The sequence below is a fragment of the Candidatus Kryptobacter tengchongensis genome (assembly GCF_001458555.1).
GTDB classification, from domain to species: domain Bacteria; phylum Bacteroidota; class Ignavibacteria; order Kryptoniales; family Kryptoniaceae; genus Kryptonium; species Kryptonium tengchongense.
Genome location: NZ_CZVH01000055.1, coordinates 1 through 12,287 on the forward strand (window position 1 = coordinate 1; position 12,287 = coordinate 12,287).

Annotated in this window: 14 protein-coding genes; 5 read left to right on the forward strand and 9 right to left on the reverse strand. The window is 35.5% G+C overall.

The features are described 5' to 3' along the window. The 9 genes from AT685_RS05070 to AT685_RS05110 form a co-directional block, all read right to left on the reverse strand. On the reverse strand, nt 1-473 hold a 473-nt coding region (locus tag AT685_RS05070), incomplete at its 3' end, for a 4-phosphopantoate--beta-alanine ligase (protein ID WP_143713131.1). Between the two features lie 120 nt (nt 474-593). Continuing rightward, complete coding sequence (locus tag AT685_RS05075; RefSeq protein ID WP_072151802.1) at nt 594-1,118, reverse strand: hypothetical protein; 525 nt, start codon at nt 1,116-1,118, stop codon at nt 594-596. A gap of 9 nt (nt 1,119-1,127) precedes the next feature. Continuing rightward, nucleotides 1,128-2,927 (reverse strand): DNA polymerase/3'-5' exonuclease PolX, encoded by a 1,800-nt coding sequence (polX, locus tag AT685_RS05080; RefSeq protein ID WP_234696249.1) that lies wholly within the window; start codon nt 2,925-2,927, stop codon nt 1,128-1,130. Next, nucleotides 2,854-3,492 (reverse strand): phosphatase PAP2 family protein, encoded by a 639-nt coding sequence (locus AT685_RS05085; RefSeq protein WP_072151804.1) that lies wholly within the window; start codon nt 3,490-3,492, stop codon nt 2,854-2,856. Before AT685_RS05085 ends, polX begins: the two co-directional genes overlap by 74 nt. A gap of 20 nt (nt 3,493-3,512) precedes the next feature. Next, nucleotides 3,513-4,205, reverse strand: coding sequence for a hypothetical protein (locus AT685_RS05090; protein WP_072151805.1), 693 nt, complete (start codon nt 4,203-4,205; stop codon nt 3,513-3,515). A 151-nt stretch (nt 4,206-4,356) separates the two neighbouring features. Beyond that, on the reverse strand, nt 4,357-5,484 hold the full coding sequence (locus tag AT685_RS05095; protein WP_072151810.1) for a KamA family radical SAM protein: 1,128 nt from the start codon (nt 5,482-5,484) through the stop codon (nt 4,357-4,359). A 13-nt stretch (nt 5,485-5,497) separates the two neighbouring features. Further along, nucleotides 5,498-5,971: a GNAT family N-acetyltransferase gene (locus AT685_RS05100; protein ID WP_072151806.1), complete on the reverse strand. Its 474-nt coding sequence runs from the start codon at nt 5,969-5,971 to the stop codon at nt 5,498-5,500. Further along, complete coding sequence (locus tag AT685_RS05105) at nt 5,946-6,980, reverse strand: D-alanine--D-alanine ligase family protein (RefSeq protein ID WP_072151807.1); 1,035 nt, start codon at nt 6,978-6,980, stop codon at nt 5,946-5,948. Before AT685_RS05105 ends, AT685_RS05100 begins: the two co-directional genes overlap by 26 nt. Before the next feature lie 47 nt (nt 6,981-7,027). Continuing rightward, nucleotides 7,028-8,107, reverse strand: coding sequence for a D-alanine--D-alanine ligase family protein (locus AT685_RS05110; protein ID WP_072151808.1), 1,080 nt, complete (start codon nt 8,105-8,107; stop codon nt 7,028-7,030). 189 nt (nt 8,108-8,296) lie between these two features. Between AT685_RS05110 and AT685_RS05115 the strand changes: the two genes are divergently transcribed. From AT685_RS05115 to AT685_RS05135, 5 genes are all read left to right on the forward strand, one after another. Continuing rightward, nucleotides 8,297-9,148 carry a cytochrome C assembly family protein gene (locus tag AT685_RS05115; RefSeq protein ID WP_159420484.1) on the forward strand — a complete coding sequence of 284 codons (852 nt, stop codon included), beginning with the start codon at nt 8,297-8,299 and terminating at the stop codon, nt 9,146-9,148. 18 nt (nt 9,149-9,166) lie between these two features. After that, on the forward strand, nt 9,167-10,438 hold the full coding sequence (gene hemA / locus AT685_RS05120) for a glutamyl-tRNA reductase (RefSeq protein WP_081040598.1): 1,272 nt from the start codon (nt 9,167-9,169) through the stop codon (nt 10,436-10,438). Between the two features lie 8 nt (nt 10,439-10,446). Then, complete coding sequence (gene hemC, locus AT685_RS05125) at nt 10,447-11,379, forward strand: hydroxymethylbilane synthase (RefSeq protein WP_072150081.1); 933 nt, start codon at nt 10,447-10,449, stop codon at nt 11,377-11,379. Nucleotides 11,380-11,381: 2 nt separating this feature from the next. Beyond that, the gene (locus tag AT685_RS05130) at nt 11,382-12,137 is read left to right on the forward strand and encodes a uroporphyrinogen-III synthase (protein ID WP_072151809.1); all 756 of its coding nucleotides are present in this window, start codon (nt 11,382-11,384) and stop codon (nt 12,135-12,137) included. An 18-nt stretch (nt 12,138-12,155) separates the two neighbouring features. Beyond that, the coding region (locus tag AT685_RS05135; protein WP_320409073.1) for a uroporphyrinogen decarboxylase family protein at nt 12,156-12,287 on the forward strand (132 nt) is incomplete at its 3' end.

Consider the following 12,287-nt stretch of genomic DNA (forward strand, 5'->3'; position numbering starts at 1 on the left):
TTTATTATCAATGCTTGTTGTGCATCCTTTTGACCGAAAATAGCAATATGCGGTTTTGTTATATTGAAAAGTTTCGTCACAACAGTTGTAACCCCTCTAAAATGAGTTGGTCTGAATTCGCCCTCAAGAACTTTTGTTAGTTTTTCCACTTCAACATAAGTTAAAAAATTTTCTGGATACATTTCCTCAACGGTTGGGTGAAAAATTATATCGCATCCGGCGGATTGAGCAAGTTTTACATCTCTTTCAAAATCTCTTGGATATTTATCGTAATCCTCATGAGGTGCAAATTGTAATGGGTTGACGAAAATCGTGGTTATAACTACATCACTTTTTTCTTTTGCAAGTCGTATTAAACTCAAATGCCCCTCATGTAAATAGCCCATCGTTGGGACAACACCAATAATTTTTCCCTCCCGCCTTAATTCATCCGCAACTTTTTGCATCTCCTTAACCTTTGTAATTATTCGCATAAACCCACCGTTTATTTCTTATCCCAGAGTTCATTTCAGTTGCAAAATTAAAAATAAAATTTTACAATACCAAACTTGAATTAAACACTATGGCGATTATCCTCTGGGATTTTAATCATCTCATTTTATAATTTGAAGTTTTCCCCCCGTAATTTTATAGCGTTGAGTTTTGGGGAGCGTGGGACAACATTGTGAATCTCTAGGTCCGTGAACAATCATGTCAATAAGGATTGAGCGGTCAGATAAAATTTTTACAAAGTTTAATTTTATTCTATCTCCAAGGAATTCTCCTATCAAATATCTTGGTTTTCCGTTATCATTTAGCATGACCGCAACTTCATAAAAAGTACCACTTCCACCTCCTGAGCTTATTAAGATCACAACCGCATCTTCATCACCGTCTCCGTCAATATCGCCAGTTGCAATTTTATCTTCGACAAGATCAACCGAGAGATATTTTATAAGTAATCCTTCTTCATCTCTTTTCTCAAGGGTAAAATTTCCATTTTTGAGTTTAACCGTTGTATCCGCAAAAATTATGTAATATGTTGCGTTTTTGAGCGATTGAACACTTAATTTCACATTTTTCTGCTGCGGGAAGATATTTATGCAAAAGATCAAAAAGAAAAAGATAAACTTTTGCATGGCTTCCTATTAATTTTTCTTGCGGTGCGCTTTCAAAAAGTTTTGAACTTGTTCAACGCTCATTGAATTTAACACATCATCTTTAGTAAGCATACCCTTTCTTGCTGTGCCAAGTGAAAGTATTGTGTAATAAATTTCGCTAACCGCATGTGCATCTGGGTTTATACTGATCTTGACGCCCTTGCTTCTTGCGTAATTTATAAACCTCCAATCAATATCAAGTCGGTGCGGGTTTGCGTTAAACTCTATGACAACCCCAAGCTTTGACGCTTCATCAATGATTTTTTTCATATTTACAGGATAACCGTCTCTGCCAAGGAGAAGTCTCCCAGTTGGATGACCAATAATCGTAACATATGGATTGTTCATTGCTTTTATAATTCTTTGAGTTGCTTCTTCCTCGGTCATTTTAAATTTGCTGTGAATTGAAGCGATCACAAAATCAAATTTGGACAATATATCGTTTGAATAGTCAAGCGAGCCGTCTGGCAGGATATCAACTTCGCTTCCTTTCAAAATCTTTATCTTGAATTTCTTCTGTAACTCATCTATCTCACGCCATTGCTGTTCAAGCCTGTCTTCTGTTAAGCCCCCTGCATAGTAAGCAGATTTGCTATGGTCTGCAATTCCAACAAATTTAAAACCAAGTTTTTCACACTCAGCAATCATATCTTCAAGTGTATCTGAGCCGTCGCTATAAGTTGAATGAATGTGGAAAACACCAATTAGATCCTTTTCTCCTATTAGATTTGGAATTTCACCTTTCAAAGCAAGCTCAATCTCATCAAGTCCTTCCCTAAGCTCTGGCGGTATAAAGCTCATCCCAAACTTGTTGAAAATTTGCTCTTCATTTAGAAATTTGAGTTTCTCCCCATTTTTAAAGATTCCTTCATCGCTTAACCTGAAACCAAGTTTAAGAATATATTCACCAATTTTGTTTAAAAACTCCTTGCTCCCCGTTGTGTAGAAAACTTTAAAAGCATAATCCTCATCGGCAAGTATGAAATCAACATTCATTCCGAATTCCGAGACCAGGCTTACAAAATTGTAATTTGAAGCAATAACTTTAATGTGCGGGAATTTTTTCCGAATTACCTCAGCTGTGTTTTTAAAATCTTTTTCTTTAACATTTAACACGACATCAATATCCCTTATTAGCTCTTTCTTCCTTCTCCAGCTTCCCGTAATCGTGAAATTAATAACATTAAGATTTGAATTGATGAAATCCTCAACTACTTTAACAACTGGGAAAGCGAATGATAAAAGATGATATTCGGCTGTTTGCTTTAACTTTTCAATCTCTCTTAAAACTTTTTCCTGTATCGTTTTACCGAATCCATCAAGTTTAAGCAGGCGATTTTCCCTACAGGCGTATTCAAGCTCAGCAATTGTTGTTATGCCAAGCTTTTCATAAATAGTTTTGATTCTCCTAGGTCCAAGCCCTGGAATTTGAAGAAGTTCAAACAAGCCTTCTGGAATTGACTTTTTAAGATCTTCATAATATCTCAATTGTCCAGTGTTAACGAGTTCCTTTATCTTCTCAAAAAGGTTTGGACCTATACCTTTTATTTTTGCGAGTTCCCCTGAATTGACAAGTTCCTTTAAATCCCCTTTAACTTCACGGATAATTCTTGAAGCATTTCTATATGTTCTGACTTTAAATTCAACTTCTCCTTTTAGTTCAAGTAAATCTGCTATTTCATCAAGTATTTCGGCAACTTGTTTTTTATCCATATTATGAAGCCATAGATATTTTTGAAGCAAGGTAAATTTGGAAAGATGTGGAGAAAATTCCAAGCATTGTTCCACCTACAACTTGCCAAAAACTATGAGCTTTGAGATATAGCCTTGACCATCCAACAAGCGGGATCAGTAAAAATAACGGTAAAACTTTGTATCCAAATATCCACGCAAGAACGGTTAATGGACCGCTTAATCCAGCAGAGTGAGCGCTTATTTTCCATCTTGAATTTATCAGCAAAATTATAAAGGTATTTGAGACATAGCACCACTGCGAAATTATTATTAGCCAATGTGATTTAAAGTAAAGTAGAATGAAAAAGCCGATGAGCGCACTTAACACGGCAAAAAGATATGGGATTGTCCTCTGTTCACGAATGGGAACAAATGGGTGTTCTATCCTGCCTTTATAGATCAGATAGTAAACAAAAGCTGTTGGAAAAATTGATGTAAAAGATATCGTTGTAAATGCAGAAATTATTTTCATCTTCACATTTGGCTCAAGATAAAACGAGATGAAAGCAAAACAGAAAGCGCTGACAATTTGGGGTGCAAATATAATTGATATTAATTCCGCGGTTTTTTGTCTATCTACATTATTTAAAAACTCACAAAATCTTTCTGCGTATCGCATATATGCTTTATTAGATTTGTTTAAAAGCTAATCCCGAAAGTCAATGTTAAATTAATCCCACCAAATTCTTTTATTGGTCTTCCTCGCAATGATTCAATTCCCTTTGAATAAGGAATGAAGTAATATCTGATGCTTAACCCACTTATCGTTCTTGGGTCAAGCCCTATATAAGCCCCAACGCCGATATAAAAATTGACGGTATAATGGGCTTTGCCATATTTTAAACTGCTGAAAAATTCCTTCTCATATGGGGTTGTGAAGATCAAAGTTGGTCCAGTTCCAGCCATTAAAAAGGGTCGGAGGTTATCTGCAAGTTCATCTTTAAATAAGCGATATTGAAGCGAAATTGAGAGTGGCAAAACTAAAATTCTGTTAACTTTATTTGGGACAAATGTTTGCCCAGTCCACGGGTCTATATATTCAACTTCGTTTTTATCTTTTGCGGTCATAAAATTAATCGTCGCCTGAAGAAAATAAACATCCTTTAGTTGGTATCTGTAAAATGTTCCGAATGCGAAGCCATTATTTGCAACTGATAAATCAATTCCCCAAGCTTTTCTAAGCCCAAGGGTATCAATTAATTTAAAATCTGGTGGGTTTTCATATACAATAATCGTATCTCGTGTTGACGGGGGTCTGGGTTGTTTTTTATCCTGTGATTGAAGGGAGACCCCGAAAATTAAAATTGCGACGACAAAAATAAATTTTTTCATTGGAAGACACCTCATTGATTGTGAATTTTTTATTCAAAAAAATAAACTAAATCATGCAAAGTAATGTTCCAAGATAAATTAAAAATTTTATCAAAAAATAAAAAAGGCGGAGTTTGCTCTCCGCCTCTTTGAAAATTTTTAAATTATATTTTCATTCAACGAGCCACTTTTTCCTTTCAATGATTTTTCTCGGCTCCGTGCTTGGTTTCGGCTCATATCTTATTTCCTCTATCTCCTCTTCCTTGACATCTGGATAGACATAAATTTCATACCTGAAGTTTCTAAGTATAATTTCGTTCTCGTTGTGAGCTATAACATAATGTGGAAGAATTGGGATTTTACCACCGCCACCTGGTGCATCTATAACATAGTAGGGAACAGCAAGCCCGGAAATGTGCCCACGAAGTTTGTCCATTATCTCAATGCCAACTTTTATCGGCGTTCTGAAGTGATTCGCGCCACGAGTTATATCTGCCTGATAAATGTAATATGGTCTTACTCTTATCGCAAGAAGTTTTTTCATCAATTCCTGCATTACATATGGATCATCATTAACACCACGCAAAAGCACAGTTTGGTTTCCAACTGGAATCCCTGCATCGGCAAGCATTTCACACGCACGCTTGCTTTCTGGTGTTATCTCCCATGGGTGATTGAAATGGGTGTTGACATAAATCGGATGATATTTTTTCAGCATGTTGCATAGATTTTCGGTGATCCTTTGCGGAAGCACGCATGGCATTTTCGTCCCTATCCTTATTATCTCAACATGTGGAATTTCTCTTAAAGCTTTGATGATTTTTTCAAGCATATAATCGGTAAGCATCAGCGGATCACCGCCAGATAATATAACATCTCTCACCTCTGGATGATTCTTTATATACTCAATTCCATCTTGAATAAACTTCATACTTATTTTGCTTGAATCCCCAACTTTTCGCTTTCTTGTGCAAAATCTGCAATACATGGAACATTGGCTTGTGACAAGGAAAAGAACCCTATCTGGGTATCTATGTGTAATGCTTGGCACGGGGCTCATTTCATCCTCATCAAGTGGATCCTCAGGCATTTCTTCATCTGTGAGTTCTTCTATATCTGGAAAACATTGAAGCCATATCGGATCCCCTTTGTATCTTATTAGACTTAAATAATAAGGATTGATCCTTGCGGGGTATTTTTCAATTATTCTTCTCATCAAATCTTTATCTACCCCGAAAACTTCAGCAAAATCTTCAGCTGTTTCAATGCTTTTTCTTAATAGCTCTTGCCAGAGCTCCATAAAAATTGCCTCCTTAAATATATTTTGCAAAAATTATTAAATTGTCCCCTACTTTATAAAAATCTTTGATGCGGGCTACTTCCTCATACCCGCACGATTTGTAAAATAATCTTGTTTTCAAATACTTTTCTTGTGAAGATGTTTCTACAAGAATTAAAGTCCCTCCCTTTTCTTTTATTTTTTGTTCTGTAAATTTCATTAAATTTTTGCCAATCCCGTTTCCTTGTAAAGATGGCTCAACAGCAATCCAGTAAATATCATAAGTCCCTTGCGTAAGCGGTCTTTTACCAAAACATATATATCCAGTTGGGTTATCTGCATCATCAACCGCAGTGTAAATTTCATATCCGCTTTCTTCATCCTTTGCAAGAAATTCATCAATCAATTCAGTCGCAACATTTATTTCTTCTTCTGTGAACATGTCTGTTTCCTTTAAAATTTTTATTATCTTTTCACGATCTTTATTTTTTAACTTCCTTATTTTCATAGATTCTCTCAAGGGCTATTTCTGCTATTTTCACGATTGTTTCAGATGGTGTTAACCCGTAAACAGAAGCGGAACGCATAAACCCAGCATTTCTTGAAAGATCTGGATTTGGGTTAACCTCAAGGACATAGGGATTTCCATTTTTATCAATCCTCATATCAACTCTTGCATAATCTCTGCATCCCATTATGTTATAGCATGAAAGCGCAATTTCTTTGATTTTTCTTTCAAGTTCTGGGTCAAGTGGAGCAGGGCATATGGGGATGGTTTTTTCATAATAATCTGTGTTCGGAATCCATTTCGCCTCATAAGTTACTATCTTTGGAAGGTGCGAGGGCAATTGGGAAAAGTCAATTTCAGAAATTGGAAGAACAATAGGTGGCTTATTCCCAAGTATTGCAACATTTACTTCCCTTCCATCAATAAACTCTTCAACAAGCGCTGGTTGTTTAAACATCTTTGTGATAAAATCAACTCTTTCTTCAAGTTCTTTCATTTCATAAACGACTGATTTCTCATTTATCCCTGTGCTTGCATCTTCATGAAGAGGCTTAACTATTAAGGGGAAATTTAGATCTATTCTCCTATGACCATTCAATGACTCGTTGAAAATTTCAAATTTTGCTGTTGGAATTTTATAATGTGAAAGTATAATTTTTGTTTTCGCTTTATCAAGGCAAAGCCCAAGCGTCATCGGTGGGGCTCCTGTATAAGGGATTTTCAGCAATTCATATAATCCAGCTGCAAAAATTTCTTCACTTGATTCAAGCTCAACCATTTCGCAAAAATTATATATTAAGTTGGTTTTCAAACTCAGAAGGTCGTTGATAAATTTTCTTGCGTTATAAACTGGCAATACTTGAACCTTAAAACCCGCATTTTCAAGTGAATTTGTGATAAATTCAATCTCATTTCGTATTTCGGTAATTGAAGAATCATACACCTCGGTTTTTGGCTCAATCATGGTAGGGTCGTTATATATAACCGTTATTTCCAAACCTTTAAACATAAAGCACCTGTATTTTATTTTCACTTGATTGATTATCAATCATTTCATCAAATCATTCCATATCTTTTCAATGCTGAATTTAGAACCTCGTTTATCATTTGATTATAGGTTAACCCCGCTGCACGTGCTGCTTTTGGAAAGCATGAATTGTCTTCTGGATTTGGAAGGATACCTGGCAATGGATTAACTTCAAGTATGTTTGGGATTCCGTTTTTATCAAGGCGCATATCAATTCTACACCAATCCCTACAGCGTAAAATTTTAAAAGTTGAAAGTGCTATCTTTTCAATTGTCTCTTTAAGTTTTTTATCTATTTCAGCAGGGCATTGAAAAATGTTGAGTGGTTTCTGTGGGGTATCCCATATCCATTTTGCTTCAAATGAGTAAATTGGTTTTGCTTCTGGGGGAAGCGAGTCAAATTTAATTTCAATTATTGGCAAAACTCGGGCATCTTTGCCGTTTCCAAGTATCGCAACTGTAAATTCTCTACCTGGTAGAAATTCCTCAATTAAGGCTGGCTCGTTATATGTATTTAGAATTCTTTCTATCTCAAAGAGCAATTCTTTTCTATTTTCAACAACTGAAGAGTTAAAAATACCTTTGCTTGAACCTTCGTGAAGTGGTTTAACTATGAGTGGAAATTCAAGCTCAATATCACCATCAAATTCATCAAGGTTTTCAACAACAATAAATTTTGCTGTTGGAATTTTGTGGTAAGATAAAATCTCTTTTGTTCGTGCTTTATCAAGGCAGATGGCAAGTGTTAGTGGATCGCTTCCAGTATAAGGTATGTTTAACATTTCAAGTATGGCGGGGATTTGTGCTTCTCTGCTTGCACCGTGAAAGCCTTCTGCGATGTTGAAGACGATATCAGGTTTTGTTCTTCTTAATTTTTCAAAGGAATTTTCATCAGCTTCAATCAAAGTGACGGTGTGATTTTCTTCAAGGGCGAGTTTAACAGCATTTATTGTCTCCCATGTATCCCACTCGGCGTAGGTGTCATCAATTATTTCTTCTTTTTGTTCAGCACTTAACTTATTTAAGAACTTAACACTACTAAACGAATCATCTCCACTTGAATCATCCGTCTTCTCCTTCTTCAAGTTGAACACAAGAGCAACACGCATAAAGAGTTTAACCTTTGTTTTAAATCAGTTTTCAATTATAAATATAAAAATTTTTTTGAAATTGTCAAGTGTTTTTGACTTTTCAAGGGTTAAAAGCATCCCTTAAAGTGCATCAATGTTATGGGCTTAAAAATTTTTCAACATCTTTTCTCAATTTGTTTTGATTTAAAAAACAGGTTATATTTACATTTGAAGAAATTAATTTTGGCTCAAACGATGTTTCCTGTTTTGAAAATTTTTAAAATTGTTTTACCAATTTTTTATATAACAACTTGCTGGCTATATGGTCGGGCATTTTTTAAAGACGATATAACGGCGAGGAGATGGAAAACAAAATTTCTTGTTTTCACGCTTTTCATTCATTTCATTTATCTTGTGATTAGAACTGCAGAACTTAAACATCCTCCAGTGACATCAATATTTGAACTTCTATGTGTGCTTGGTTTTTCTCTCGCACTCGCGTATATTGTGATTGAATCGCTGACGAAGATTAAAAACACTGGCTTCTTTGCAATTCTTATTTCCTCAATTCTTGTGTCAGTAGCGGGGCTTTTCTCAAGGGATATTTATGGGTTTGAACATGATGTTTTAAAAAATGAGCTACTTGCACTTCATGTGACTTTTGCACTTGTTGGGTATTCTGCTTTTGCTCTTTCTGCAATTTATGGACTTCTTTACATAATGCTTTACAACAAAATTAGAAGTAAAACATTTGATACCGTTTATAAAAATCTCCCAAACCTTGAAACTATTGAATCAATGCTTCATAAGTCGGCAACTGTTGGGTTCATATCTTTGACATTTGTTATAATTGTTGGTTTCATTTGGCTACCGAAGGCTTTCAAGAACTTTTCATACACAGATGCTAAACTTATTGGGACTTTTGTTATATGGTTCGTCTATGGCAGTGGTTTAGGAATGAGAAAGATAGTAAGTTTAACTGGCAAAAAAACCGCAATTATGTCAATTATTGGCTTTCTTCTTGCCTTTGTTGTTATGGCTTTCGCAAATGCGATGTCAGGATTTCACAGATTTTATTGATAAATTAAGGTTTTTTAAATGAATATGGACTTGTTGCTCGTTGGATTAAATCATAAAACTGCAAGCCTTGAGATAAGGGAAAAACTTTATTATACGCTTGATGAAACCGAAAAAGTTCTTCCTGAAATTGTTCAACTTTTCCTGAAGGAAGGGGTTCTCTTGTCAACCTGCAACCGAACAGAACTTTACGGAGTTTTAAAAGGTGATGAGATTAAACCAGAGCAACTTATAGATTTCCTCATTTTAAAAAAGGGAGCTGGAGGAGTTGTAAATCAATCTCACTTTTACATATTGCGCTCTTATGATGCGGTTAGACATCTTCTTGAAGTTGCTTCCGGAATTGATTCAATGCTTGTGGGCGATGTTCAAATCCTTGGGCAGGTAAAGGACGCTTATGAGGTTGCTGTAAAATGTGGTGTTGTTGGGACTCTGCTTCATGAGGTTTTTCATACTGCTTTTAGAACGGGGAAAAGGGCAAAGTCGGAGACATCAATAAGTGAAGGGGCTGTCTCGGTAAGCTATGCAGCAGTTGAACTTGCAGAGAAAATTTTTGCCGACCTTTCAAAGAAAAAGGGAATGCTCATTGGAGCTGGTGAGACAGCTGAACTTACCGCAAAACATCTCATATCTCATGGGGTAAGCGAGCTTTACATCGCAAATAGAACAATTGAAAGAGCTCAAAAACTTGCTGAACAATTTAACGGGAAGGTTATAAGACTTGAAGAAATCACAAGCAAACTTGTTGAGGTTGATGTTGTAATAAGCTCTGTAACTGTCAGTGGTTACATACTAACATTATCTCAAGTGAAAAGTGCAATGTCAAGGAGGGGAAACAAACCTATTCTTATCATAGATATCGGCGTTCCAAGAAATGTTGAGCCAGCGGTTAAGGATATTGAAAATGTTTTTCTTGAAGATATTGATTCACTTGAATCAATTGCAAAAGCAAACTACGAAAGGAGGTTAAACGAGATTCCAAAAGTTCAGCGTATAATTGACGAAGAACTTAAAAATTTTATTAAATGGTATGAGGCACATCAAGTTGCACCAACGATAAAACTTCTGCGTGAACGATTTGAGCAGATAAGGCAACTTGAACTTGAAAAATACAGAAACAAGTTTTCCCCAGAGGATTTCCAAAAGGTTGATGCATTAACGAAATCACTTGTAAACAAATTACTTCATAACCCAACTGTAAGTATTCGTGAATCATCAAACGGAAAACCTGAATCAGAAAGGATAAAATTCATACAGTTTGTCAGAGAGTTATTTGGGCTTGAACAAAAATAGATTTTTAAATGATGCGAAAAATAGTAATTGGGACACGAGGAAGTAAACTTGCGCTTTGGCAAACCGAATTTGTGAAAGGGAAACTTTCGCAGATCTTTCCAGAACTTGAATTTGAAATCAGGATCATAAAAACCAAAGGTGATAAAATTCTTGATTCTCCTCTTTCAAAAATTGGGGATAAAGGAATTTTCACAAGAGAAATTGAAGTTCAACTTTTAAATCGTGAAATTGACATCGCTGTTCACAGTTTGAAAGACCTTCCGACAAAACTACCTGATGGTTTAATTATCGGTGCAGTGACAGAGCGTGAGGATGTAAGAGATGTTTTAATATCTAAAAATAATTTAAAACTTACCGAACTTCCTCAAAATTCAATCATTGCAACGGGAAGTTTGAGAAGGAAAGCACAACTTTTACATTTAAGGTCTGATTTTCAATTCGTTGATCTTCGTGGAAATATTGATACAAGATTTAAAAAGTTTGATGAATCAAATTGGAACGGCATGGTTTTGGCTTATGCTGGGGTGAAAAGGATGAATTACACGGATAGGGTTTCAGAGGTAATCTCAACTGATTTTATTCTCCCAGCGGTTGGTCAAGGTGCAATAGCCGTTGAGATTAGAGAAAGTGATGAAAAAATTTTTGAACTGGTCAGAAAAATAAATCATCAGGAAACCGAACTTGCGACGAGAGCAGAACGGGCTCTTTTAAAATATCTTGAGGGCGGATGTCAAATTCCAATTGGAGCATTTGCGTTTGTATCAAATGGGAAAATTAAACTCTCTGCGATGGTAAGCAATTTTGATGGCTCATTTTTAGTTCGTGATTCAATAGAAGATGATGTAAATGAAAATGTTGAAGAGCTTGGCTTTAAACTTGCGGAGAAACTCCTTGAACAAGGTGCTTCAAAAATCCTTGACGAAATAAGAAAATTAAATTGAATATGAAAGTTTTAATAACACGGGATAGATCGCAAGCGCTTGAATTCGCAAAATACCTTGAATCATTTGGCTTTGCCCCAGTTTTCTTGCCAACAATTGAAATAACTGAACCTGATTCTTGGGATGAAGTTGATGAAAAGATCAAAAGAATTGATGATTATACTGATATAATTTTCACAAGTTCAAACGCTGTGAGATTTTTCTTTGAAAGATTTACGAAGTTTCATCCAATTGAAAAGTTGAGAACAAAAAAATTTCACGCTGTTGGCATAAAGACGAAAAGTGAGGTTGAGAAGTATGGTTTTAGTGTTGAAACTTTGCCGGCGAAATCGGATAAGGAAGATTTGTTCGCAAAGATTTTATCTGAAAAAAGAGGTTCAAGGTTTTTATTTCCACACGGTAACCTTGTTGACGAGCTCTCAATAAAACTTTTAAAGGAAAATGGTCTTGAGATTGACGATATAGTGGTTTATAAAACGGTAAAACCAGAGGTGAGCGAAGAGGAAAAAGAGAATATCAAAAAGATGATTGAAGATGGCGACATAAAATTTATAACTTTTTTCAGCCCATCAAGTGTAAGAAACTTTTTTGAAATTTTTGGTCAGATTAAATTTAATGGACAGAAAATTGCTGTTATTGGTGAAACGACATTGAGGGAGTGTGAAAAATTTGGTTTAAATGTTGATATAAATCCGATGAAGTTTAACCCCAAACCAGATGCGAAATTTCTCGCCGAGTTGATAAGTAAAGAAAAATAAATTTTGGGGCTAAAGTTGATGAATGATATATTTTTAAAAGCTTGTAAAGGAGAAAAGATTGAGCGAACCCCAATATGGATAATGCGTCAGGCGGGAAGATATTTACCTGAGTATAGAAAAGTGAGAGAAAAGTATGATTTTCTCACCATG

Excerpts from the sequence above, each read along its gene's own strand:
- AT685_RS05110 (WP_072151808.1), bottom strand. The coding sequence starts at position 8,107 with ATGCGTGTTGCTCTTGTGTTCAACTTGAAGAAGGAGAAGACGGATGAT.
- AT685_RS05090 (WP_072151805.1), bottom strand. The coding sequence starts at position 4,205 with ATGAAAAAATTTATTTTTGTCGTCGCAATTTTAATTTTCGGGGTCTCC.
- AT685_RS05095 (WP_072151810.1), bottom strand. The coding sequence starts at position 5,484 with ATGGAGCTCTGGCAAGAGCTATTAAGAAAAAGCATTGAAACAGCTGAA.
- hemA (WP_081040598.1), top strand. The coding sequence starts at position 9,167 with ATGAATATGGACTTGTTGCTCGTTGGATTAAATCATAAAACTGCAAGC.
- AT685_RS05100 (WP_072151806.1), bottom strand. The coding sequence starts at position 5,971 with ATGAAAATAAGGAAGTTAAAAAATAAAGATCGTGAAAAGATAATAAAA.
- hemC (WP_072150081.1), top strand. The coding sequence starts at position 10,447 with ATGATGCGAAAAATAGTAATTGGGACACGAGGAAGTAAACTTGCGCTT.
- AT685_RS05075 (WP_072151802.1), bottom strand. The coding sequence starts at position 1,118 with ATGCAAAAGTTTATCTTTTTCTTTTTGATCTTTTGCATAAATATCTTC.
- AT685_RS05085 (WP_072151804.1), bottom strand. The coding sequence starts at position 3,492 with ATGCGATACGCAGAAAGATTTTGTGAGTTTTTAAATAATGTAGATAGA.
- AT685_RS05130 (WP_072151809.1), top strand. The coding sequence starts at position 11,382 with ATGAAAGTTTTAATAACACGGGATAGATCGCAAGCGCTTGAATTCGCA.
- AT685_RS05105 (WP_072151807.1), bottom strand. The coding sequence starts at position 6,980 with ATGTTTAAAGGTTTGGAAATAACGGTTATATATAACGACCCTACCATG.